This is a genomic window from Chryseobacterium sp. ZHDP1, assembly GCF_018603435.1.
GTDB lineage: Bacteria > Bacteroidota > Bacteroidia > Flavobacteriales > Weeksellaceae > Chryseobacterium > Chryseobacterium indicum.
The window spans coordinates 2007936-2032929 of sequence record NZ_CP075682.1 but is presented as its reverse complement, the minus strand read 5'-3'; the positions used below and the strand labels follow the sequence as shown (position 1 = coordinate 2032929).

The 24994-nt window shown below is 35.9% G+C and carries 25 protein-coding genes; 18 read left to right on the top strand and 7 right to left on the bottom strand.

Going from position 1 to position 24994, the window contains the following annotated elements:
- Window positions 1-32: 32 nt before the first annotated feature.
- On the bottom strand, window positions 33-686 hold the full coding sequence (locus tag KKI44_RS09315) for a ComF family protein (protein ID WP_214590750.1): 654 nt from the start codon (window positions 684-686) through the stop codon (window positions 33-35).
- Between the two features lie 346 nt (window positions 687-1032).
- On the bottom strand, window positions 1033-2508 hold the full coding sequence (locus tag KKI44_RS09310; protein WP_214590749.1) for a helix-turn-helix domain-containing protein: 1476 nt from the start codon (window positions 2506-2508) through the stop codon (window positions 1033-1035).
- Between the two features lie 125 nt (window positions 2509-2633).
- Here KKI44_RS09310 and aceB point away from each other — a divergent pair, with 125 nt between their 5' ends.
- From aceB to KKI44_RS09295, 3 genes are all read left to right on the top strand, one after another.
- Window positions 2634-4208: a malate synthase A gene (gene aceB, locus KKI44_RS09305; protein ID WP_214590748.1), complete on the top strand. Its 1575-nt coding sequence runs from the start codon at window positions 2634-2636 to the stop codon at window positions 4206-4208.
- 114 nt (window positions 4209-4322) lie between these two features.
- Window positions 4323-5603 (top strand): isocitrate lyase, encoded by a 1281-nt coding sequence (gene aceA / locus KKI44_RS09300; RefSeq protein ID WP_214590747.1) that lies wholly within the window; start codon window positions 4323-4325, stop codon window positions 5601-5603.
- Window positions 5604-5702: 99 nt separating this feature from the next.
- Window positions 5703-6089, top strand: a complete 387-nt coding sequence (locus KKI44_RS09295) for an acyl-CoA thioesterase (RefSeq protein ID WP_214590746.1) — start codon at window positions 5703-5705, stop codon at window positions 6087-6089.
- On the opposite strand, the gene KKI44_RS09290 is transcribed toward KKI44_RS09295, so the two are convergent.
- Window positions 6081-6584, bottom strand: a complete 504-nt coding sequence (locus tag KKI44_RS09290) for a TlpA family protein disulfide reductase (protein ID WP_214590745.1) — start codon at window positions 6582-6584, stop codon at window positions 6081-6083. The two genes, KKI44_RS09295 and KKI44_RS09290, sit on opposite strands and share 9 nt — an antisense overlap.
- Before the next feature lie 100 nt (window positions 6585-6684).
- Here KKI44_RS09290 and KKI44_RS09285 point away from each other — a divergent pair, with 100 nt between their 5' ends.
- From KKI44_RS09285 to KKI44_RS09270, 4 genes are all read left to right on the top strand, one after another.
- Window positions 6685-7131, top strand: coding sequence for a 6-pyruvoyl trahydropterin synthase family protein (locus tag KKI44_RS09285; RefSeq protein WP_087706037.1), 447 nt, complete (start codon window positions 6685-6687; stop codon window positions 7129-7131).
- Window positions 7132-7158: 27 nt separating this feature from the next.
- Complete coding sequence (locus KKI44_RS09280) at window positions 7159-7971, top strand: UDP-2,3-diacylglucosamine diphosphatase (RefSeq protein ID WP_214590744.1); 813 nt, start codon at window positions 7159-7161, stop codon at window positions 7969-7971.
- Between the two features lie 154 nt (window positions 7972-8125).
- Window positions 8126-9106, top strand: a complete 981-nt coding sequence (locus KKI44_RS09275; RefSeq protein WP_214590743.1) for an acyl transferase — start codon at window positions 8126-8128, stop codon at window positions 9104-9106.
- A gap of 391 nt (window positions 9107-9497) precedes the next feature.
- Complete coding sequence (locus tag KKI44_RS09270) at window positions 9498-10043, top strand: hypothetical protein (RefSeq protein ID WP_214590742.1); 546 nt, start codon at window positions 9498-9500, stop codon at window positions 10041-10043.
- A 52-nt stretch (window positions 10044-10095) separates the two neighbouring features.
- Here the strand turns inward: KKI44_RS09270 and aqpZ are convergent, their stop codons facing one another.
- Window positions 10096-10830: an aquaporin Z gene (aqpZ, locus tag KKI44_RS09265; RefSeq protein ID WP_214591129.1), complete on the bottom strand. Its 735-nt coding sequence runs from the start codon at window positions 10828-10830 to the stop codon at window positions 10096-10098.
- 218 nt (window positions 10831-11048) lie between these two features.
- On the opposite strand from aqpZ, the gene KKI44_RS09260 reads away from it, so the two are divergent.
- The 6 genes from KKI44_RS09260 to KKI44_RS09235 all read left to right on the top strand — a co-directional run bounded on the left by KKI44_RS09260 (window position 11049) and on the right by KKI44_RS09235 (window position 16029).
- Window positions 11049-11669: a DUF5715 family protein gene (locus KKI44_RS09260; RefSeq protein ID WP_214590741.1), complete on the top strand. Its 621-nt coding sequence runs from the start codon at window positions 11049-11051 to the stop codon at window positions 11667-11669.
- 80 nt (window positions 11670-11749) lie between these two features.
- Window positions 11750-12493 carry a hypothetical protein gene (locus tag KKI44_RS09255; protein WP_214590740.1) on the top strand — a complete coding sequence of 248 codons (744 nt, stop codon included), beginning with the start codon at window positions 11750-11752 and terminating at the stop codon, window positions 12491-12493.
- A 19-nt stretch (window positions 12494-12512) separates the two neighbouring features.
- The gene (locus tag KKI44_RS09250) at window positions 12513-13121 is read left to right on the top strand and encodes a hypothetical protein (protein ID WP_214590739.1); all 609 of its coding nucleotides are present in this window, start codon (window positions 12513-12515) and stop codon (window positions 13119-13121) included.
- A gap of 50 nt (window positions 13122-13171) precedes the next feature.
- Window positions 13172-13897, top strand: coding sequence for a sensor histidine kinase (locus KKI44_RS09245; protein ID WP_214590738.1), 726 nt, complete (start codon window positions 13172-13174; stop codon window positions 13895-13897).
- Complete coding sequence (locus KKI44_RS09240) at window positions 13866-14543, top strand: response regulator (protein ID WP_214590737.1); 678 nt, start codon at window positions 13866-13868, stop codon at window positions 14541-14543. The genes KKI44_RS09245 and KKI44_RS09240 overlap by 32 nt, the downstream gene beginning before the upstream one ends.
- A 136-nt stretch (window positions 14544-14679) precedes the next feature.
- Complete coding sequence (locus tag KKI44_RS09235) at window positions 14680-16029, top strand: T6SS phospholipase effector Tle1-like catalytic domain-containing protein (protein ID WP_214590736.1); 1350 nt, start codon at window positions 14680-14682, stop codon at window positions 16027-16029.
- 73 nt (window positions 16030-16102) lie between these two features.
- On the opposite strand, the gene KKI44_RS09230 is transcribed toward KKI44_RS09235, so the two are convergent.
- The 3 genes from KKI44_RS09230 to KKI44_RS09220 form a co-directional block, all read right to left on the bottom strand.
- On the bottom strand, window positions 16103-16444 hold the full coding sequence (locus tag KKI44_RS09230) for a hypothetical protein (RefSeq protein ID WP_214590735.1): 342 nt from the start codon (window positions 16442-16444) through the stop codon (window positions 16103-16105).
- A 33-nt stretch (window positions 16445-16477) separates the two neighbouring features.
- The gene (locus KKI44_RS09225) at window positions 16478-16897 is read right to left on the bottom strand and encodes a hypothetical protein (RefSeq protein ID WP_214590734.1); all 420 of its coding nucleotides are present in this window, start codon (window positions 16895-16897) and stop codon (window positions 16478-16480) included.
- Window positions 16898-17000: 103 nt separating this feature from the next.
- Window positions 17001-17534 (bottom strand): TetR/AcrR family transcriptional regulator, encoded by a 534-nt coding sequence (locus KKI44_RS09220; RefSeq protein ID WP_214590733.1) that lies wholly within the window; start codon window positions 17532-17534, stop codon window positions 17001-17003.
- A gap of 186 nt (window positions 17535-17720) precedes the next feature.
- Between KKI44_RS09220 and KKI44_RS09215 the strand changes: the two genes are divergently transcribed.
- The 5 genes from KKI44_RS09215 (at window position 17721) to KKI44_RS09195 (ending at window position 24973) form a co-directional block, all read left to right on the top strand.
- Window positions 17721-19652, top strand: a complete 1932-nt coding sequence (locus KKI44_RS09215) for an ABC-F family ATP-binding cassette domain-containing protein (protein ID WP_214590732.1) — start codon at window positions 17721-17723, stop codon at window positions 19650-19652.
- Window positions 19653-19809: 157 nt separating this feature from the next.
- A complete protein-coding gene (locus KKI44_RS09210) occupies window positions 19810-20166 on the top strand; it encodes a hypothetical protein (protein ID WP_214590731.1) in 357 nt (118 codons plus the stop codon).
- 298 nt (window positions 20167-20464) lie between these two features.
- A complete protein-coding gene (locus tag KKI44_RS09205; protein WP_214590730.1) occupies window positions 20465-22849 on the top strand; it encodes a TonB-dependent receptor in 2385 nt (794 codons plus the stop codon).
- Between the two features lie 48 nt (window positions 22850-22897).
- Window positions 22898-23485 (top strand): hypothetical protein, encoded by a 588-nt coding sequence (locus KKI44_RS09200; protein ID WP_116097566.1) that lies wholly within the window; start codon window positions 22898-22900, stop codon window positions 23483-23485.
- A gap of 153 nt (window positions 23486-23638) precedes the next feature.
- On the top strand, window positions 23639-24973 hold the full coding sequence (locus tag KKI44_RS09195; protein ID WP_214590729.1) for a trigger factor: 1335 nt from the start codon (window positions 23639-23641) through the stop codon (window positions 24971-24973).
- Window positions 24974-24994 lie beyond the last annotated feature (21 nt).

Below are 24994 nucleotides of genomic sequence, written 5' to 3'. Positions count from 1 at the left end.
TCTTAAAGCTGTTCTTTGTGGAGCAGCTTTTTTTATTCATCAATCGCCATAACGAGAACACTCACTTTGTTATCTCCCGATTTCAGGATTTCCCACGCAATCGAAGCCAGCGTATTTCCCGTTGTAAAAACATCATCAATTAATAAAATATGTTTGCCTGAAATACCTTTAGTCATCGAAAATACATTTTCAGTTTTCAGCCGGTTCACTTTATCCTTTAAAGCCTGAGCTTTGGAATAATGATTTCTTTTCATCACTTCATGATCAAACGGAATAGCATAAAATTCTGAAAGCGTTTCTGCAAACAAATGCAATTGGTTATACCCTCTTTCTCTTAATTTTTTCGGATGGAGCGGAACCGTCACCAAAAGATCAGGCTTCTGATCATTAAAATCAAGTCTTTCGGTCGTCCATTCAGCTAAAGTTTTTCCGATTTTCTCTCGACTCCGATACTTCAGTTCGTGAATTAATTTCCGGCTCACATTCTCTTTTTCAAACTGCATTAATGCAAAAGCATTTTCGATGGGAAAGAGCAGTTTGCATTTTTCTTTAACGAAATTATCTTCAGAATAATTGTTGTGGGTAAAGTGGATCTGATCAAAACAAAGATTACAGACCGGAAAATCAGCATCAATAATCCGGCTGCACCGAATACAGCGATTCGGAAATAAAATATCGAACATCATTTGCGCATGAATAACTTAAGATGATTATTAATTTTTTATAGCAGGAATAGACAGACTTCTTATTGATTAAAGTAAATATCTTCAAATAATTAATTTGTTTTTTTATATCCCTAACTGGAGTAAAAATAATCATTTCAACTGAAAATGAACCGAAGAATTAAAAAATTGAAAAAAATATGATTGTCCGTAATTTGTCATAATTAGAAAACCTTTGAGTTCTTCGCTTTATGCTGAGCTTGTCGAAGCACCTTTGCGAACTTAAAAACAGTTGGTATATAAAAGAATCTTAGCGATTCTTTGCGTGAAAATTAAGCATTATGATCAATAACGGATAATCATAAAAAAATTACAAAATATCTTTCCTGATCTTTTCAATTGCATTTTTCATACCTGAATTAAAATACTCCTTTTCCAGACGGATAGGCGGAGATTGCCTTATTTCACAGTCTGCAATGCTGCACGATTCACAGGTAACTCCTACATTGATGGTTTTTAAAGTCGGAGATTTAATAAAATTGATTTTTTTGATGGTCTGAGAATTCAATAAAATTCCCAAACAGTAACTTCTATTGCTTCCATCGGAAAAAGGATTTTTCTGTGAAGTGGAAATCACCAGATAACTGATTCCCTGATCTTTGTAATGTGAAATCTGGGCGTCCGTTAAAGTTTCGTTTTCTTTTAAATGATGAAGGTTTTTCACGGCAATCCATCTTCTGCAATAATGCTCGTTGGTTGCATTCGCATGAGGAGCCTGCTGATGGTTGAGGTGTAACTCTTTTAAGATCTGTATTTTATCTGAATTTTTCTTTTTAACAAGGCATAAGTAAAACAAATCTTTTATTCCCAGTTCAGAAGAAAGAATATTGGTCAGGCGATAATAAAATGTTTCGGGAGAATTGGTGAAATTTTCGATGAGACTTTCAAAATTCTGAGGATTCCATTCGTTTTGCAGGAAAAAATCTGAAGTTTTTTCAATCGTTTTCTGTTTTGAAATCAACAAAGCTCCCGCAAAATACGAAGCATAAAAATTATTTAAAATTTCTTCAAAACTTCCGAAATCCAGCCACGAATAAGTATTCGGACGGTTTTTTAATTCCAGAACACAGAATCCTATTTCTTTGGCGAGAATAAAGGTTTTCTGATCTTTTTCTAATTTCCGGTTTAAAAGCAACAGCTTTTTTTCAGGGATAAACAATGACCGTAAATTATCCAGCGTTCCGTATCGTTCAAAATCTTCCGACTGAATCTGATAATTAAATTTTTCATTCAGAATAGTCTCCAGAACATCAGACTGTAAATTTTTGTCGATCTGCAGTCCGTTTTCCTCAGCAAAGAACTGGACTTTTTCTTCAATTTCGGGAAAATAATTATCATAAAGTTCCTGAAAAGAACGTAAAACGGCAAAGTAAAATCTTTCCTTTCCTAAATTATAATTTTGTGAAATTTCGATCAGGGCATTGATAAAAGCGGTGACTTTCTTTGGCGCATCACTAATGATACTGATTAGGTTATTTTTATTGATCCCGAAAAGATCCAGAGGAATTTCTTTAAAAAAATCAGACTGAAGAATCTCATTAAAAGGCGTAAGACTTTTGTCCAGCTTCGTGGAAACCAGATCGTCAAAAGTACAGTTCAGTGCTTCCGAAAGCTGAATGATCTTATCGTGTTTCGGATATTTTTTTCCGTTTTCAATTTCATTAAGGTAAGATTTGGATAAACCTGTTTTTACCGCAAGATCCTGCAAAGACCAGTTTTTCTTCTGTCTCTGCTGTTTCAGTTTCAGCCCGAAAACCGTTTTAATAAAGTCGCTGTCCGAATTCATAATTCAAAGATAATATTTAGAAGCGATTATTCGCATAATAATTTTTAAAATAATTTAGCGAACGTTCGCTATTTGTGAAAATTTTTGTTTATGTTTGCAATGTTGAATTACAAATTTAAAACGATATGGAAACTAAAATTCAATTGAGAATCAGCGGTGAACAAAACTTTCAGGAAGTTTTCACTACAGATTTAATCGATTTTTTGGTTGAACTTCATCAGAATTTTAATCCGAAAAGAATAAAACTTTTAGAAGACAGAAAAATCAGGCAAAAAGAATTTGATGAGGGAATTCTTCCGAAATTTTTAGATGAGACAGAAGAAATAAGAAACGGAAACTGGATCTGCGCTCCGCTTCCGGAAGATTTACTGGATAGGAGAGTGGAAATTACAGGACCGGTAGACCGGAAAATGATTATTAACGCTTTAAATTCCGGAGCTTCCACTTTTATGGCGGATTTTGAGGACAGCAATTCTCCGACATGGAAAAACTGCATAGAAGGTCAGCTGAATCTGTCTGATGCTGTAAATCGAAGAATTGATTTTACGACTGCGCAGGGAAAATCTTATCAGCTAAATGAAAAAACGGCTGTTTTATTGGTTCGTCCGCGAGGTTTGCATTTAAATGAAAAACATATTGAGATTAATGAGGAGCAGGCTTCGGCGTCATTAATCGATTTCGGAATTTATTTTTTCAGAAATGCTAAACAATTACTGGAAAACGTCAGCGGTCCGTATTTTTATCTCCCGAAATTAGAACATTATCAGGAAGCAAGATGGTGGAACGAAGTGTTTGTTTTTGCTCAGAATTACTTAGAAATTCCGCAGGGAACCATTAAAGCTACAGTTTTAATAGAAACAATTACGGCTTCTTTTCAGATTGATGAAATTTTATTTGAATTAAAAGATCACAGCTCCGGACTCAACTGTGGAAGATGGGATTATATTTTTTCTTTCATTAAAAAATTCAGAAACCTTCCCCGATTTATTGTTCCCGACAGAGATCAGGTAACCATGGCTTCTCCATTTATGAGTGCCTATTCAAAACGCGTCATTGAAATCTGTCACAAAAGAAATGTTCACGCGATTGGAGGAATGGAGGCACAGATTCCGGTTAAAAACGATTATGAAGCGAACAGCATCGCTTTCGGAAAAGTAAGAAGCGATAAAGAACGTGAAGTAAAAAACGGACACGACGGAACCTGGGTAGCGCATCCTGCTTTAGTTTCTGTGGCAAAAGATGTTTTTGATAAATATATGCCTGCCAAAAATCAGATCGATAAAAAATTTGAATACCATATCACCGAAAAAGACCTGCTTGAAGTTCCGAAAGGTGAAATCACCGAAAAAGGGATCCGAAAGAACATCAACGTCGGAATCCTTTACATAGAATCCTGGTTAATGGGAACGGGAGCAGCAGCCATTTATAATTTAATGGAAGATGCGGCAACCGCAGAAATCTCCAGAACCCAGATCTGGCAATGGCTGAAAAATGATGCGGTTTTAAATGACGACCGCACTTTAACCAGAGAAATGATCCTTCAGTGGGAATTTGAAGAACTGGAAAGAATTGAAAAGTATGTGGGTGAAGAACGTTTCCGTAAAGGGAAATTCAATCTTGCTAAAGAACTTTTTAATGAGCTGATATTCAGTGAGAAATTTGATGAATTTTTAACTCTGAAAGCGTATCCTTTTATTTAAGTGGAAGAGTAATAAGAGTGGGAGAGTTTTAGGGTTTGAGCGTTTAATGTGATTGCAACGATCAATTATCTAACATCCATCAACAAGTAACAATTAACTAAACAAAAAAATAGTATGAAAACAAAACAAGAACAAATTCAGGAGATCGAAAAAGACTGGCTGGAAAACCCACGCTGGAACGGAGTTAAACGTCCTTACACAGCGGAAGATGTTTTAAAACTTCGCGGTTCTTACAAACTGGATTATACCATTGCAACGGAAATGTCTAAAAAATTCTGGAATTTACTCAACACTCAGGATTTCGTTGCAGGGCTTGGTGCGTTAACCGGAAATCAGGCGGTTCAGGAAGTGGATGCAGGCTTGCAGGCAATTTATCTTTCCGGATGGCAGGTTGCAGCAGATGCCAATTTATCAGGAGAAATGTATCCCGATCAGTCATTATACCCTGCCAATTCAGTTCCTTCCGTAGTAAAGAAAATTAACAATGCTTTATTGAGAGCAGATCAGATACAGTCTGTGAACGGAGGCGGCGAAAAGGAATATCTTGTTCCAATTATTGCCGATGCAGAAGCAGGTTTTGGCGGAAATTTAAATGCCTATGAACTGATGAAACAGATGATTGAAGCCGGAGCTGCGGCAGTGCATTTTGAAGACCAGCTTTCTTCTGCTAAAAAGTGCGGTCATTTGGGCGGAAAAGTTTTGGTTCCTACACAGGAAGCCATCAATAAATTAATTTCTGCCCGTTTGGCAGCAGATGTTTTGGGAGTTCCAAGTTTAATTATTGCAAGAACAGATGCAGATGCAGCAGATTTGTTGACTTCTGATATTGATGACAGAGATAAAAAATTTGTAACAGGCGAAAGAACTTCCGAAGGTTTCTACGTCGTAAAGAACGGAGTGGAGCAGGGAATCGACAGAGGTTTATCTTATGCACCATACGCTGATCTTATTTGGATGGAAACCTCTAATCCGGATCTTGAACAGGCAAGAAGATTTGCAGAAGGTATTCATGCGAAATTTCCGGATAAAATGTTGGCGTACAACTGTTCTCCATCCTTCAACTGGGCAGCAAGACTTTCTGTGGAAGAAATGCAGAATTTCCGTGAAGAACTGGCAAAATTAGGGTACAAATTCCAATTTATTACTTTGGCAGGTTTCCACGCATTAAATACTGCGATGTTCGAGCTGGCTTTAGCTTATAAAGAAAAGGGAATGGCAGGATATTCTGAATTGCAGGAGCGTGAGTTTGCGTTGCAGCAAAAAGGTTTCAGAGCAGTAAAACATCAGTCGTTTGTAGGAACAGGCTATTTTGATGAGGTACAGAATATTGTTACCAACGGCTCTTCCGCAACGGTTGCTATGAAAGATTCTACCGAAACCGCACAATTTCACTAAAAAAGTTCCGTTTTTAATTAAATTTAATTGTTAGAACCTTCTCGATTTTGGGAAGGTTTTAATTTTTATGTACTAATTTTGAATTTATATTTGAAGGAGATGAGTTTGATTTTTGAAAAACAGATACAGGTTACAGAGCAGCATATTGATGGAAATAATCATGTAAATAACGTTCAGTATGTGCATTGGGTGGAAGAAATTGCAGCAGCGCACTGGGATTTTGTAAAGCATAAAACAGAATATCCGAAAGATATCTGGATGCTTCTGGATCATCATATTCAATACAAAAAGCAGGTCTATCTTAACGACATTATTACCATAAAAACCTATCCGAAAGCTCCTGAAGGAATTCGTCAGCCTCGAAAAGTGGAGTTTTACTGTAACGATCAGTTGGTGGTGGATTCTACCACATTGTGGGTTTTGGTAGACGTTGAAACGCAGAAAATCAAAAGACTGGAAAGTGACTGGCTGGAAAAGCTAAAATGATTCCTTTAAAATTGTTTGCAGGATGTCAAATTTTGTTTCCTCGATGGTTCCTGTGATTTCCAGAATATTTCCGTTTTTGTCAACAATAAAAGTCATTGGATTTCTCAGGATTGTAAAATAGGATTTCAGCTCCCGTCCGGAATCCGTAATGTGTTGAAAATCGAAAGGTCTTTTGGTTAAAAATTGATCAACTTTTTCTTTGCTGTCATAGGTAATAGCTATAAAATTGACTTTTTCTCCTGACAGTTCTTTCAGTTTATTAAGATAGGGAAGCTCTTTAAGACAGGGTTCACAGTGAGTTGACCAAAAATTGATAAAAGAGATTTTCCCCTTTAAATCATCCGGACTGAAATTTTTTCCTTCAGAATTTTTATAGTTTTCAATCGGGAAATGGGTTCCTATTTTGCTTTCCAGATCTGGGTAGGTCCAAAACTGTCTCTTTTGAGCATTAAAGATTACGCTGAAAAAGATTAATAAAAAGGTTATTGTTTTCATGATGAAGTAACGGTTCTTCTTCAATATTATTTTCAGGAAGATCATTTTCTTGTACTCAAAGAACATTAACAGAACAAACCAAATTGCTTATCTTTGCATTATGATACGTATTACAAAAATTTTTACATTCGAAACCGCTCACGTTTTATACAATTACGACGGGAAATGTAAAAATATGCACGGACATTCCTACAAGCTGTTTGTAACGGTGAAAGGAAAGCCTGTTAATGATTTGGAAAACCCTAAGAATGGGATGGTGGTGGATTTTGGTGATATTAAAAGTATCGTAAAGTCTGAAATTGTAGATGTTTGGGATCATGCCGTTCTCATCAACGGACTTTCGCCACACAGAGAACTTGGGGAAGATCTTGAGGAAAAAGGGCATAAAGTGATCTACTGTACATTTCAGCCGACCTGCGAAAATATGCTGTATGCTATTGCTGCAAAAATAAAATCGAAACTTCCTGAAGGAATTTCTTTGGCTTATCTTAAACTTCATGAAACCGAAAACTCTTACGGAGAATGGTTTGCGGAAGATAATCAGTAATTTTTTTATTCAGAAAAACTCAGAACGGTGTTAAAAACAACCATTAATTTAGAACCCGGAAAAAAAGTATATTTCGCTTCAGACCAGCATTTCGGTGCGCCGAATCCAAAACAAAGTAAACTGCGCGAAGAGCGGTTTATCCGTTGGATGGACGAAATAAAACATGATGCACAGGTTCTTTTTTTAATGGGAGATCTGTTTGATTTCTGGCACGAGTGGAAGCACGTAATTCCAAAGGGATATGTTCGGGTTTTGGGAAAAATTGCCGAACTGAAAGACCGTGGAATCCACATTTACTTCTTTGTGGGAAACCATGACCTTTGGATGAAAGATTATCTTGAAGAAGAAATCGGATGCACGGTTTTCTATAAAAAGCAGTATTTTGAGATGGGCGGAAAGCAGTTTTTACTGGCTCATGGTGATGGATTAGGACCGGGAGATAAAGGATATAAAAGAATGAAAAAAGTCTTTACCAATCCTGTCGCGCAATGGTTCTTCAAATGGCTGCATCCTGATATTGCGATGAAGATTGCATTGTATATGTCCCAGAAAAATAAAATGATTTCGGGAGATGAGGATAAAGAATTTCTGGGAGAGGATAAAGAATTTCTGATCATTTATTCAAAAGAAAAGCTTAAAACTCAGCCAATCGATTATTTTATTTATGGACACCGTCATCTTCCGATGATTCTGGATCTTGAAGGAAAAGCAAAATACATCAATCTGGGAGACTGGATTTCTTATTTTACCTATGGTGTTTTTGAGCATGATTTTGAGCTGAAAACGTTTGAAGAAAGCACAAAAAAAATTACCCCAAAAACTGAGGTAATTTCCGAATGAACCGAAATTCATTCATGTTTTTAATCCATATTCCGCATTACCCATTGCAATAACCTGACCAATTTTTTAGTTTTCAGATTAAAAAGTTATTAAAAATGATCTTTTTTATGGTAAGTGATTGTAAATGAGGTTGAGAATAAAAATATTTTTAGAAGTGAAAAATATATTCGGCATACAGACAGAGCAGGATTTTTTGGCTGCATCACTGGAAACCTTCCGTTATCAGTATGAAAATATTGAAGTTTACAGACGTTTTGTAGATTATCTTAACATCAAACCTGATCATGTTGATGAACTGACAAAAATTCCTTTTCTGCCCATTGAAATGTTTAAAAACCATCAGGTTTTGGATAAAAATGTAACTGCGGATCTTTTTTTTCAAAGTTCCGGAACCACACAGATGAATTTATCAAAACATTTCATTGCCAATCCTCAACTGTACGAAGAAAGCATCTATAAAAGCTTTGAACAGTTTATCGGAAAACCGGAAGACTTCATTTTCCTCGGACTTTTGCCAAGTTATCTCGAAAGACAAAACTCTTCGCTGATTTATATGGTAGATTATCTGATGAAAAAATCCGGAAAACCTGAAAACGGATATTTCCTGTACAATCATGAAGATTTATTTACCCTTTTAAATGAATTGCAAAGTAAGAAAGTTATTCTGTTCGGTGTTTCTTTTGCACTGCTGGATTTTTTAGATTTCTGCGACAGCAACTCAAAAACGCTTCAATTCTCCGACTCATTAATGGTAATTGAAACCGGAGGAATGAAAGGCAGAAAAGAGGAAATGACCAAAGACGAACTGTTGAAAATTTTACAGGAAGGTTTTAAAACCGATAAAATTTATTCAGAATATTCGATGACAGAGCTTCTTTCACAGGCATATTCTTTAGGAAATAACGAATATCAATGTCCAAACTGGATGCGCATCATGATCAGAAATGCAGAAGATCCTTTTAATTATGAAAAGGAGGGAAGAACGGGAGCGATTAATATCATCGACTTGGCAAATGTACATTCCTGCGCATTCATCGCCACGCAGGATTTAGGTAAAATTATCGGGAATAAATTTCAGGTTTTAGGCAGAATCGATCATTCAGATATTCGTGGATGCAGTTTGCTTGTTAGCTAATTGATGTTGTTTAAACTTCAGCTATCATTTGCTTAGTGAAAACGCCCTTGCGAACGAACTATGCAGAACAAATTTCAACTAAAATCTTTGCGACTTCCGCGTTAAAAACAAAGAGTTTTATCAAAACAGGATTTTTGTTTAAATTTAAAACTTCAGCTATCATTTGCTTAGTGAAAACGCCCTTGCGAACGAAATAGGGAAGACAATAGTAACTAAAACCTTTGCGACTTCCGCGTTAAAAACAAAGAGTTTTATCAAAACAGGATTTTTGTTTAAATTTAAAACTTCTGCTATCATTAGCTTAGTGAAAACGCCTTTGTGAACGAACTATGCAGAGCAAATAATAACTAAAATCTTTGCGATCTTCGCGTTAAAAACAAAAAAACAAAAAGTGTTAAAAATAGAAGAATTGGTTCACGCATTTATTCATTCTCAATGCAATTTTGAGAAAGAAATTGTTTTGACCAATCATTTTCAGGCAGATTGGGAAGCCGATATTCTGATTGTTGATTCAGAAGGATACAGTCATGAGATTGAAATCAAGCTTTCGAAGGGCGATTTCAAAAACGATTTTAAAAAATCCTATACCAATTCAAGTACAGGCGAAAAATTCTTAAAACACGATAAAATTTCCTGTGGAGATTATGCCTGCAATGCGTTCAGTTTTCTGCTTCCGATGGGAATGGTAGATCATGAAATCATTCCCGAACATTGCGGAATTATAGAATTTTACCATAACGTAGATTCTTGGGAAACTGAATTCTATGTCATAAGAAAACCCAGAAAAGTACATGATGATTCTTACTGGAAACTGAATGATAAAGATCTTTTTATCCGGAAAATGGCTTTAAGTTTACTATATAAGAAAATGGAAATCAAAGGAAAACACGAAGAGCTTATTTTTAAAAATCCTTTTGATATCAAAAAGTTAAAGTAGTCTTTCAAAATGTCAAACATAAAAAAATCCTGTCGGCTGACAGGATTTTGTTTTAGCTATCTAATTCTTCCGCGCCGTTTCGCTGCAGCAGGAATCTGTAAATTAATCCTCCTGTAATTCCTCCCAAAATCGGGGCAACCCAAAACAGCCAAAGCTGAGACATGGCATTTCCGCCTACGAAAATCGCCTGAGAAAGCGATCTTGCAGGATTCACGGAAGTATTCGTAATCGGAATAGAAATTAAATGGATTAACGTTAATCCTAAACCGATGGCAATACCTGCAAATTTTCCGTTGGCAAACTTATCTGTAGCGCCAAGAATAATGATCAGGAAAAAAGCCGTCAGTAAAAATTCTGTTAAAAATGCAGCACTCATGGAATAGCTTTTTCCAAAATATACCGCTTCACCGTAGAAATTGGTGGCAAAAGCTCCCGGTCCCGAAAAATCCGGAGTTCCGGAACCGCTCAGGATAACGTACAAAGCGCCTGCGGCTCCAATTGCTCCTAAACATTGTGCCACAACATACGGAACAAGATCTTTGGCAGAGAATCTTCCACCTGCAAGAAGTCCTACGGAAACAGCAGGATTGAAATGTCCTCCGGAAATATGCCCTACTGCATAAGCCATTGTAAGAACAGTAAGCCCGAAAGCCAAAGATACTCCCAGAAGAAGAATCCCTAATTGTCCATTAGATGCAGCAGCAATCTGTGAGGCGAAGATTGCACTTCCGCAACCTCCGAAAACAAGCCAGAACGTACCGAAAAATTCGGCAAAAAGTTTTTTTATCATATTGTTTATTTTAATAAATTATCTCAAATTTATAATTAATATGTTAAATAAGAAAGATTAATTTTAAAATTGTTATGGTATAAATTTATTTTTTATTGTTGATTTAGTAATTTAAAATTAAATTAACGGTTAATTATTTTCACATATATGTTTATTGAAGTTTATATTTATTTCATAAATGATTATTTTAGTTTATAAATTTTAAAACATCTTTCATGAAAAAGTTTCTGTGTGTGGTTTTTGCTTACGTTCTTCATGGTACTTGTTACGCGCAGGCGGCTCAAAAAACATTGCCTTGCTATGATCTTACAGAAGTTTTAAGAGTAGAACCTACGCTGCTGTACAAACCGCATCTTGATGCTTCTAAAAGTTTTGGGGTTAAAATTCTGAAGGATTCTAAAACGGTACAGAAATACATCAGCAACGGAAAATTTCATAAAATAAAAAAATCAGGAACTGGGTATCGCGTTGAAAAGCTGGATTACAGTAGGGCTTACATGGTTTCTAAAGGCAAACTTACACTGGAAAAAATGGGTGCCCGTTTCAGTAAAGAAACCAAAGGAAATGTTTTTACGGTTTCTTCTATCACCAGAACACTGGAAGACCAATGCAGACTGAGAAGGGTGAATTCCAATGCCGCACTTGGAATCAGTTCCCATAATTACGGAAATTCGTTTGATATCTCTTACGTTCGCTTTAATGGTGTTCTGAAGCATAATCCGAAAATGGAAGCTGCTTTGGAAAAAGTTCTGAAATATTATTATGATCTCGGCAAAATCTACTATATCAAGGAAAAACAGCAAAGTTGTTACCATATTACGGTGAAGAATTATTAACTAATTTTCAATTATGCGTGAGATACTTGCATAGATAATTTAGTTTCTATAATTTTATGCCTTAGAAAAACCGTGAAAATATGAATACATTCAACAGAGAACAATGCGAGATAGCATTTGCAGCGTGGGATAACTGCCGTGGAAATTACAATGCCATTAAAGATCTGATTCCTACCAATTATGTTTTTGATTTTGATGCAGAACAGATCAACTGGATGAAGACCGAAAATAAATGTACTGAGTTTTGTGCTCAGATCGGTATTTACGAGAATAAGATGGTTGCTGTTCTTTGTCCGATGGATGAAGGAGGACATAAAAAAGAAGTACAGGGCTATCCTTACAGCTTTTTAGCCGAACTGAAGGAAGATCTTAATCTGGTAGAAACGGAAGAATATACGCTTGTGAAAAATGCGGTTCTTTCCAAAGATCTTAAAACAGTCGATAACAGTTCGGATATGTTCTGGCCGATTGCCAATAAGCCGATGATGGAGCAGGATAAAGCAATCGAAGCAATTGAGTCGTGGAGAAACGATGCGATGATTTGGTTCTACAGAGAATGTACAGAATTTCAGGGAGCAAGAATTTTCAGACAGTTTTATGTACCTGCAGAAAATCTTAATCCGCCGAAAGCCGGGCTTTCTCATATGGTTTGCTCATTCGGACTGAAATTTTCTCAGGTGTATCAGAGAGTTTTGCCTACGCTTATTTTCATTTCTTTTTATACTACAGGTCTGGAAGGCAGTGAAAATGGAGTAAGCGTTGAAAAAATCTCCAATACATACGATTGGTCAAACGCATGCCCGCCTATCTGCCAGTTTACGTAATTTATAACTAAAATATATTGTGGATATTTACCAGGTAATACTTTATCTTAATAACAGTTTACTTGTTATTTGTGCTTTAATCGGGATTTTAAAGTACAAAACTCTTAGAAACACAGAAAAATGGTATGTATATTATATCATTTTTCTTTTTTTGATAGAAGCGGCAGGAAGAGTTTCTATAAGTCTCTTTCATGTAAAGGGTCTTGATTTTCTGTTTCCTTATTATGTGGCAGGAGAATTTCTCATCTTAGGAATTCTTTTCGTGAAAAAATTGGCATTGCCGTGGTATTGTTATATTCCGGTAGGATTATTGGCGCTCTTCTTTTTGCTGGATACGGAAATGGTAACCAATGAAGTAAAGAAGGTGATTTCAAATATTATTGTGATCTGCTTTGCCGGTTATGCGCTGCTTATGGAAATTAAAAATACTCAGGTGAATGACCGCTTCATGGCTGTAGACAGCCTTATTTTCCTGTATTATGGATTGTCGGTTTTTTTATTTTTCCTTCTTCGCCAGCTTGCGGATTTTGGGGTAAAACAGGCGGGAATGATCTGGAGTATCAATAATATTCTCTGCAGCTTTTTATATATATCAATCATATATACCTTTTTAAGATTAAAGAAATAACCTTAAATATCACTTTTTTTGTTGCACTGATTGCTGTTCTGGTAATCATTATGACTTTTATTCTGCTTGCGTACCGGAGTTTTATCCAGAGAATTATTAAAGAACAAAATGCACAGCATGAAGCGGAAGTACGGCATCAGAAAAATCTGGCACTGGAAAACATAAAGGCGCAGGAATCTGAGCGAAAAAGAATTGCGGTAATGATTCATGACGATATCGGAAACCGTCTGAATATTCTTTCCTTATGGCTGAATAATTTAGACACCAAAGGAGATGAGCTGATTAAAAAAAATATCACCACTCAAATGTCTTCTCTGATAGATTCTGCAAGAAGCATCTCTCATTCATTATATCCCGTAAATCTGGAATCCGTAGGTCTGGTTCTGTATATTGAAGAACTGATAGCCAATTTAGCAGGAAGAATAAACATTTCACTGAATGTAAGTCCGAAATTTCAGAAAAAAGAAATTTTTATAGAAGTTCAGCTGTACAGGATTATTCAGGAATTTACCACCAATGTTCTCAAACATTCGGAAGCATCAAGAATCTGGATCTATATTAAAGACAATAAAACAAATCTTGCGGTTATCATTTCGGATAACGGACAAAGTTTTGAATATGATGAGGTGAAAAAAGGGATGGGTATCAAAAATATCGAATCCAGAATAAAATCTATGAACGCGGCGCACAAATGGAAAAATACCTTAGGTAAAGGCAGCCGGTTAATTATAAAAATTCCATACCATGAACTCCCAGATCAAAATAGCGTTAATTGATGATGAACAGCTGATTCTCGAAGGCGTAAAAATGTTATTGTCTTCAGAACCCAATATTTCAGTAGGATCTACTTCTACCAATGGCCCGGATTTTCTGGAAACTTTAGAGAAAACCTCCGAAGAAGATTTCCCCGATATTGCATTGGTTGATGTACAGATGCAGCCCATGAACGGGTTTGAGCTGGTTGAAATTTTAAAAGAAAAATATCCCCATCTTAAAATCATTATTCTTTCTTCCCATTACAAAACAACCATTTTGGGATATATGGTGAAACTCGGCGTTTCAGCATTTCTGCCGAAAAATTCTAACAGGAATGCTTTTATCGAAGCCATTACAATGGTGTACAAAAACGGAATTTTCTTCACTCCGGAAGATCATCAGATGATTTTTTCTTACATGAACAGTCCTACCAAAAAAAGAACGCTCTTTGAAATGGATGACGAACTTTCCGACCGCGAAAAAGATGTGGTGAGGCTGATCTGTCAGGAATGCACCAATAATGAAATTGCAGAAAAACTATATATCAGTCCAAGAACTGTCGAAAGCCACAGGCAGAGAATTGTAGAGAAAATCGGCGCTAAAAATACAGTGGGAATTGTAATTTATGCCATTATCAACAATATTCATCCCCTGGAAAGAATCTGATTCCGTAGAAATACGGAATTTTTTATTTGGTACTTTCTACTCTATTATCACGGTTTTTTTCATCGTTACTTTGGAGTGTTCATATAATAAGTGCTTCATTTTTAATAATGAAGACAAGATAAAACCACAAAGTGTAATGGAAAACAACATCATCTCTGTCGGAATTTTCTTCGATGGAACAGGAAATAACGGGATGAATGCTACTTCTCATGAAAAACCACTTAAAAATAACGAAAGCTATTACGGTAATATTACCAATATCTATAAATTATTTAAGCTGTTTAATGGCAATGAGAAAAAATATGTAGAAGGAATCGGAACTGTTACAGGAAATGAAGATAGTGATTTTGCGATGGCTACGTGTAAAAATCCTGCGGGATACTACGGATATTCTTCTGATGATAAACTGGAAGACGCTTTATTATTTATTAAAAATACAGTTCACGAAAAGGATAAAGAATATCATTTATACGTCTATGGTTTTAGCAGAGGCGCCATGCTGGCAAGGAATTTTTGCAATGAAGTAATGCATCATACTTCCGAATTTTCAGGAAAAAAAGTTAAAATTAAATTTCTTGGAATTTTTGATACCGTAGAATCTGCCGCTTTCAGCGATTATGATGTGGCAGTTTTGCCCGAAACGGAAAAAGTTCTTCATATCTGTGCAGTGAACGAATGCCGTTACTTTTTTCCTTTAACAGGCATTTTCGAAGAATCGAAAGAAAGAACAGATAAAAAATGGGAGAACGGAGGCTCTGTCTGGAAAGAAATTTTTGTTCCGGGTGCACATGCAGATGTTGGAGGAGGATATTTAGAAGGCTCTCAATCGGTGTATGTTTCCCCGAATTTTATTAAAAATACGGAGTTGTATTATTATGTGGAGAACATCAGAGGAACTGCTTTAGATTCAGAAAAAAAGAAAATATGGAGTCATATTTTACAGGATTATAAAATTGATAAGGGCGAAGTTTTTTCTCAGGCATACGTTGCAAGAAATCTGGTGTACAGTGAGCTTTCAAAAGTGTATGGAAAACTGATGCTTATGGAAACAAATTCTCAGGAACCTGTATTTGATACGGATTTTGATGAGGACACATTTGCTGTTCATTCTGAAGAACATTCTTATCTGTCAGAACTTTCGGAGATTTTGGGAAATTATGTTAAAAACCTTTCACCGGATCTTAAACCAGATTACAATTACGAAAAACTGGCAGATTATATCCATATTTCGGCTAATTTCGGCTTATATCATCCTGCTTTGATGATGGATTCCAAATCGGAAACCCATACGGAAATCATCAATAACGGACTGAATGTTCCGAGCAATTCGGATGATCAGTTCAATAAAAACCAATCCAGATTACAGTCGGAAATACATCATATTGAAGATTCTGTGGTTGATTATGCCTACGGAACCAATATTCCGAATAACGATAATTGGAGCCGTACGATATTGATCAAAGAAAATTTTTATAATAAATGTTAGTACATTTTCAGTTTTAAATTTAGGTGTTGAGCTGTCTTTAGTGGACAGCTCAATTTTTATATCAGCTATATCGTTAACGACTTCCGATTAACGTTAATTTCAGATCTCCCTTTTCTTTTATCAATAGAAATAAAAAGTAAGGAGCAAAAACCATAATTCCTACAATGCTTGCTGTAATCGCAATAAAGACAGAGTTTAAACTGAATTTATTACGCCACACAATCCATAAACCCGAAAGAAGTAAATAACAGGAAAAATCCAGATTAAATTGTCCGCTCCAGCCAATAGCAGCAATGTTATTAACGAAAACACTGAGCAAATCTGCGCCTTCCTTTTGAAAACAGAATATTGTGTACACAAACAGTGTTAAAGATTGAACAATTAAAAGAATTTTAAGAAAATTTGAATTTTTCATTGATGAATTTTTTGACATAAATGGGTAAATATTTTAATTTTTAGCTTTTTTCCACAGAGGTCCTGTAGCAATGAGTAAAACAATAATATTAATAAAAGCATTGCTTGAATTCCCGGATGTTACAGAACCTGCACTGTCTAGAAAAAACCATGATAAAAGTCCGGCTAAAACAGACCTTCGGACTTCATCGGGAGCTTTTGGATAAACCCATTTTTGCAGAAACCATATACAAATTCCCCAACCGAATAGAAAACCTCCTGTTAAAGCACTTAAAAATCGTGTGGTAGGATCATGAAAAGTCTGCAATCCGTCCAAGGGAAGACTCAGAAGATCCAAAGACCATCTTGCAGGTTCGGAAGTAGGTAACATGGTTCCCAAAAAGAAAACAGGACCAAATGAACCTATGACAATTGCTGTTACTTTTAAGTAGAAATGATGAAGTTTTTGCGTCATGGAACGAATAATTTTTTTTGCAAAATTACTCAGGAAACAATGTTAATGTTAGACGCTTCCGTACAATATAAAGGATTTATAAAAAGTATGTGCGAAGGATTTTTTATTCAAAGTTTTTTGCAATTCTTTTTAAATTTTCAAAATAAGAAGTAAGCCATTCTTTAGTTATATTTTCAGGATTAATCTGTAGGAAAAAGTTTTCCAGAGCCAGTTCAAAAAGGCTTTCCAATTGTCGCTGAGAAAGTTTAAGCTGAAGATCTTCTGCCCAGATTTTTACAAACTCGTTTCCTACAATCTGGTTGGATTTCTCCAAAGTTTTCCGGAAATTTTGCTTCTGCTGATGAAAACGCAGTTGGCGGTTGAAAAGAAGGTCTATCTTATGTTCAGCCAGAATTTCAATAAGTTCAGGATGTATATTTCGGGCATTTTTTTCTTTTTCTGCAATAATCTCAGATCTTTTTAAGTGAAAACGGAGTAATTCTCCCATAAATCCTTCTGTATCTGCAAAATGATGATAAAAGGAAGATTTACTTTTTCCGGTTTCTCTGGCAAGCTGCTCTATTTTCAATGCATTTTCACCAAGAATTGCAAAAGCTTCATAGCCTGTTTTTATCCAAAGGGATTGAGTATCTGTCATTATTGAAGTTTGTGTTTTGTTGTATTCAGTAGTTTATGTTCTGAAACGGGAGTATAATTTTCTTCAAATTTAAAAATTAAAATTAAGGTTCAGCTCTATTAAATTTTTAACAAGTTTACAATTGCTTTATTTTCCGTATTTTTGCACCCGAAAATTCATTATTCACTATTAATCATTATTTAACACATGCTTTCGGTTCAAGGTTTAGGATTACATCATTCAGGAACATATCTGTTTCAAAACGTGAATTTCACGATTAAAAAGGATGATAAAATTGGTTTGGTCGGTAAAAATGGAGCGGGGAAATCCACTTTATTGAAAATGCTTTCCGGAGAAATTAATTTCTACGAAGGAAACGTGGTTCCGGAAGGAAACATCACCATCGGGTTCCTTAAGCAGGATCTCGATTTCGTAAAAGGAAGAACAGTATGGGCAGAAACCATGCAGGCTTTCGAACAGATCAACGCATGGAAAAATGAGCTTGAAGAGGTGAATCATCAGATGGCGACAAGAACCGACTACGAAAGCGATTCTTACACAGATCTGATTAATAAAATGACGGAACTGAACGATCTTTTGATGAACCACGATGCCTACAATCTGGAAGGCGACATGGAAAAAGTATTGTTCGGGCTTGGTTTCAAGGCGGATGATTTCCAGAAAATCACCGATGAATTTTCCGGAGGCTGGAGAATGAGAATCGAGCTGGCAAAACTGCTTCTGCAAAAGAACGACATCATGCTTCTCGATGAGCCTACGAACCACCTGGATATGGAATCCATCATGTGGCTGGAAAACTTTTTGAAAGATTATCCCGGAGCCATTGTTCTGGTAAGTCACGATAAGCAGTTTATGACTGCGGTTTGTAACCGTACTTTTGATATCAACAACAAAAAAGTTGACGATTATAAAGCCAATTATTCCAAATATCTTGTGATGCGCGAAGACCGCCGCGAAAAACTGATTCAGGCTAAAAAGAATCAGGATGCGGAGATCAAGCAGATGGAAGATAACATCAATAAGTTCCGTGCAAGTGCCACAAAAGCATCTTTTGCGCAGTCTTTGATTAAAAAATTAGACAAGATCGAGCGTATTGAAGTAGATAATGAAGACGTTTCTAAATTCAATATCCGTTTCGTACAGTCGCAGGTTCCCGGAAAAATTATCTTCGAAGCTGAAAATCTTGGAAAAGCTTACGGCGAAAAACAGATTTTTGATGATGTGGATTTCATCGTTCAGCGAGGAGACAGAATTGCGCTTCTTGGACAAAACGGACAGGGAAAAACAACGTTGGCGAAAATTCTTGCAGGAGACATTAAAGATTACTCCGGAACATGGAATCTTGGACATAACGTAAACATCGGTTATTTTGCTCAGAATCAGGAGGAAGTTTTAACCCCGAATAAAACCGTTCAGGAAGAAGCGGAAGACGCTGCAACCGAAGAAACAAGACCAAGAGTCCGTGATTTGTTAGGATCTTTCCTTTTTCAGGGAGAGGCGGTGAACAAAAAAACGAAAGTGCTTTCCGGAGGAGAAAGAAACCGTCTTGCGCTTTGTAAATTGTTGCTTCGTCCTTTCAACACGCTTATTATGGACGAACCTACGAATCACTTGGATATTCAGTCTAAGGAAATCATCAAACTGGCGCTTCAGAAATTTGAAGGAACGTTAATTGTAATTTCGCACGACAGAGAATTCTTACAGGGACTTTGCGATAAGATCTACGAATTCCGTGATGGAAGAATGAAAGAATTCTTAGGAGATATCAACGAATATCTTGAATTCAGACAAAAAGAATCGATTCGCGAAATCTCTGCTGAAAAAGCAAAACTTCATGGAGAAGATACTAAGGTTGAAGTAAAGGCAAAAAAAGAGGAAAAGCCTGCAACAGAAACTCAACAATCAACCATTGTAAGCAAAGAGCAGAAAAATATTCAGAATAAACTGAAAAAAGTAGAAGAAAAAATTACTGAACTGGAAACAAAAGTTGAGGAATTTGAAGCTTCTTTCACTAAAGAAAATCCTTCGGAAGAAACACTGGAAAAATACAACAATACCAAAGAAGAACTGGATCTTGCTTTGCAGGAATGGGAATATTTGGGGACTCAGTTGGATTAATTTCTAAGAAATACATAAAATAAACCTTATAGGTTTTTAAAACCTATAAGGTTTGATTACAGTTTGTAACAAAATTTCATATCAGCTTACTTATCAATTAATATATTTTAATAAAACTTTAATCTCAGTTTTTAAATTATTTTTATAATTTTGACGAATGATTTTTAAAGAAAACAGAAATCTGAAGAATTTTATTTCCAAATTATTGTTTGGAATCTATTTTCTTGCGATGTTTTCCCAGAATTTCCACAGTCACAGTTCTGAAGAAGTTTTTAAAAACTTCAGCTTCAAAAAATCAGAAAATACACTTACCAAAAATACAGCGAAGGAAAAAGCAGCAGACTGTCTTGCCTGTCATTTCTTAGCTACCGGACATACTTTAGTTCCTGAAGAATTCAGTTTTTCTTTTGCACATTACACGCATGAAGTAAAGCAGATTATTACCGTTCAGGAAAAAATATGGTCTCAGACCAAATTTACCTTTCAGCTTCGCGGTCCGCCCGCAATTTCATAATTCATAGATTTTTTCGGATTTTTTGCCAGATAATTTTAAATACATGATGTATTTTAATTAAGCCAGCTGATGTTTTTTAAGTCATTAAGATGATTTAGAAATTAAGTTTCGTTAAGAAAAATCATATAGATTTTTTGTATCCCTTAAAAGCAAGGTTAAACTTAATGACTCTAAATTCTTAAAATAAATCTTAACGGTTCAAAATTGAGCATTGAGATTCATCGTCTGAAGCTAAAAAATCCAATTCAAATTTTAACGAAAAAGTACCCTGAAAAGTACACAATCAATCTATTTAACAATGAAATTGATCTATAGCTTTATGCTTATCCTTTGCGGATTTGCATTCACCAACGCACAGCAGACTTATACGGTAGAAGGAACAGTTCAGGATTTTCACGATAAAACCATGCTGGAAAATGCATCCGTGAAAATTGGAGATTTTTCTGCAAAAACCGATAAAAACGGTAAGTTTTCAATCAATAAAATTCCTGCGGGAAAATATATACTCATTGCTAAACATCCTGATTGTAATGATTATACTGAAAATGTAGGAGTTACACAGGATTTGCATTTAACAATTACGCTTGAACATCATATTCAGGATATCGAAACGGTGACCATTCACGGAAACCATAAAAGCAACGGATCTTTAGTAATCAAAACACTTGATAAATCTGAAATTCAAAGAAATTCCACAGATAATTTAGGAAATTTACTGACGAAGATTTCGGGAGTCAGTGCTTTGAAAACAGGAAATAATATCTCAAAACCTATTATTCACGGGCTTTACGGAAGCAGAATCTCTATCTTAAACAATGGAGTGAGACTTGCCGAACAGGAGTGGGGAGTAGAACACGCTCCAAATGTGGATATTAATAATTTCCAGCATATCGACGTTATCAAAGGTGCTTCTGCATTGAAGTACGGAAGTGATGCGATTGGCGGAGTCGTGGTGATGGAACCTGAAATTTTCCCTAAAAAGGATACTTTAAAAGGTTCAGTCGGTCTTACCGGAATTTCAAACGGAAAAGGAATGGCTCTGGATGCGGATGTTGCGAAAATCTGGAAAAACGGATGGGCGGTAAAAACCGGAGGAAGCATCAAAAAACTGGGAGATCAGAATGCTCCAGATTATAACCTGATGAACACAGGAATGGATTTTTCTTCGTTTAATTTTACCGTTCAGAATAATACTTACGAGAGAGGAATTTCTTTTGATTATTATTTAACCAACCAGAATATAGGAATTTACAGAGGTTCTCACGTGGGAAACAATGAAGATTTTTACAACGCAACTACTACGAAAATTCCGGTTTACACAGGAACTTTCAGTTATGATATTGATAATCCGAGACAGGTAATCGAGCATCATATTGCGAAAGTTTCGGCTTTCAAAAGATTTGAAAATATCGGGAAAGTTTCTGCGACGTACAGTTATCAGTACAACCACAGACAGGAATATGACATCAGAAGAGGAGAACTGAAAGATACGCCTTCTCTGGATCTGGAACTGATGACGCATCAGTTTAATCTTAATGATTTGCTGGAAAGAGGGAAGTTTTCTCTGGAAACGGGAATTGATGCGAGTTTTCAGAACAATTATTCGGATCCGGCGACAAAAGCAAGACGTCTGATTCCGAACTATGATAAATATGCGGCAGGTTTTTATTCCGTTTTTAAATATAAAATCTCCGGCAATTTCAATGTGGAGGCAGGAGCGCGATACGATTTTACGCGTTATGATGTTACCAAATGGTACGATAAAAGCGATTGGGAGAAGAGATATGCAGATTCTTATCCTCAGTTTTATGTAAAAACGGATCAGAACAGGATTCTTACGCGTCCTCAACTTAATTATAACAATGTATCATTCAATGCAGGATTAGAATATCGTCCGAATTCATCTTTTGATCTGAAATTCAATTATGCAAAAGTGGGCAGAACACCGAATATTGCGGAACTATTTTCAGACGGACTGCACCATTCAGCCTCTGTGATCGAAATCGGAGATATGGGACTGAAAAATGAACAGGGACATCAGTTTAATCTTACGGTGGATTCAAAATTCAACGTTTTAAAAGGATTGAATGTTTCTGTAAATCCTTACTTTTTTATCACCAAAAATTTCATCAACGAAGTTCCTACAGGAGTTCAGAATACGATCAGAGGAGTATTTCCCGTGTGGTCTTATCAGCAGATCGATGCCAAAATGTATGGGGTAGATCTGGATGTTAATCTTAAACTTACGGATCATCTTACTTATGTAGGAAAGGGAAGTTATGTTTACGGACAGGACGACACAAACAATGTTCCGTTGATTTTAATGATGCCTCCGAATTTTTCCAATGCATTACAGTTTAAAAAGGAAAACTGGAATCAGTTCTATTTTACTTTAGAAAACCAGACTTTTCTTAAGCAGAACAGATTTCCGGTGTATAATGCAACCATACCTATATATATAGACGGAGATGAAGTGGAAAAAACGGTGGATCTGAGTACTCCGCCAAACGGTTATTCTCTCTGGAATATCCAGACAGGAATCAACATCAGCAAAAATCTTTCTGCGGGACTTATCGTGAACAATCTTTTCAATGTTTCGTACAGAGATTATCTGAACAGGATGAGATTTTTCTCGGATGAGGCAGGAAGAAACTTTATTCTCAACTTTAGATACAGATTCTAAAGATTTTTAAAACCATCAGACAAAATATCAACCTTAAAATTTAAAAAAATGAAATTATTCAATACTAAAAATATCATCAAATTATTAGCTGTTTTATTCATCGCCATTACCGTAGTTTCCTGTCAGAGAGACGGATCTGCAGCAGAAGACGATCTTCCTCAGGAAGACCTTACCAACATTATTTTGAATGTGAAAGATGTTGCGGCGGGAACTACCCAAACGTACAATTACAGCATGGGAGCGGGAGGAGCTCAAGCGATTAAATTAACCGACGGAAAAACCTATCAGGTAACTGCACAGTTTAAAAACGGAAACGAAGATGCCACTCAGGAAATTAAAGATGCAAAAGACGAACACTTTTTAATTTTCAATTTCCCGAATTCAGATATTACTTTAACGCGTACAGATGATGCTTCTTCTACAAGAGCAGACGGAAAACGGGTAGGTTTAAAAACAGAATGGGTGGTCAACAAAGCCGTTAAAAATCCTTCTGCAACAAGCCAGCTGATTTTCACTTTATATCATGAACCGGCAAGTGTAACTGAAGATTCCCAGACAACCACAAACGGCGTGATCTACGGAACTCAGGTAGGAGGAGAAACAGATGCACAGGCAAACTATACTATTACGAATTAAAATAACCTTTTAATATCTTTAATCTTGTTAGTAAAACCATCGGAAATTTTCCGGTGGTTTTTTAATTTAACAATATTTAGCTTTTAAGTTGATTTTAAATGAACGATTTTCATAAAATTTTTATATTTTTGCAACCTAAAATTTTAATCAATAATGAAGGTTACTGCAAAAAACCATGATGATGTAAGTGCATTGCTTACAGTGACATTGGAAAAATCTGACTATAAAGAAAAAGTTGATAAGCAATTGATTAATTATGCTAAAAATGCGCAAGTTCCTGGTTTCAGAAAAGGAAAAGTGCCTTTGAGTATGGTTAGAAAACAATATGAAGCAGGTATTGCTTTTGAAGAAATCAACAAGCAGGTTTCTGATGCTTTAAACAGCTACGTAAACGAAAACAAACTAAGATTAGTTGGTCAGCCGGTTCCACAGCCAGTAAACGAATTCGATTACAATGCGGATCAGCTTGAAGTTGCTTTTGAAGTAGGATTTGAGCCTGAATTCACTATTGACCTGGCTAAATATGAAGCTCCTCACTACAAAGTAGAGGCTTCTGAAAAAGAAATCAACAAAAGTATTGAGAACATGCAGAAGCGTTTCGCAGAGCAGGCTCCTCAAGAAAAAATCAATAAAGATTCTTACATTGCTTTAGAAATTTCTCAGGTTGTGGAAGAAGATGCAGAAGGAGAGCACCACCACCATCCGAAGAACGTTACCATTACTGCTGAAAACAAAGAAGCTTTCAAACTGGTAAAATCTTTGAAAATGGACGGTTCTGTAAAAGTTTCTAAAGAAACGCTTGCTGAAAACGAAGAACTGGCTAAAGAATTAGGATTCTCTAAAGAAGAAGTTGAGCATTTACACCACAACGAAGTGGAAGTAAAAGTAAAAGATTTCTACGGTCTTAATCTGGCTGAACTTAATCAGGAATTATTCGATAAAGTGTACGGAGAAGGAAACATTAAGTCTGAAGAAGAACTGAAAGAAAAAGTAAAATCTGAATTAGACGAATACTTCCAGCAAAATGCTGATGTTCACTTTGTGAATAAAGTATTGGAGCAGGTTTCTGAAAAAGAAGAAGTAAAGCTTCCTGAAACATTCCTTGTAAAATGGTTAATGTTCTCTAACCAGAACATCCAGTCTGAAGAACAGGCAAAAGAAATCCTTGAATCTGAGAAAAACCAGTTGAAATATCAGATCATCGAAGGAAAATTGATGAGTGATAACGATATCAAATTAGATTATGCTGATGTTTTAGGACAGGCTGAACAATTGGTAAGAAATCAATTGGCAATCTACGGAATCCACCATTTAGGAGACGAAGAGATCCAGAAATATGCTGTTGAAATGCTTAAAGATCAGGAGCAGGTAAGACAGATTTCTTCTGAAGTTGCGATGACGAAGCTGAAAGATGTAATCCTTGAAAAAGCAACGAAAAAAGAAACTGCAATTTCTCACGACGAGTTTTTGGAAGAGCTTAAAAAGTAATTTATTTTACTATAAATATTT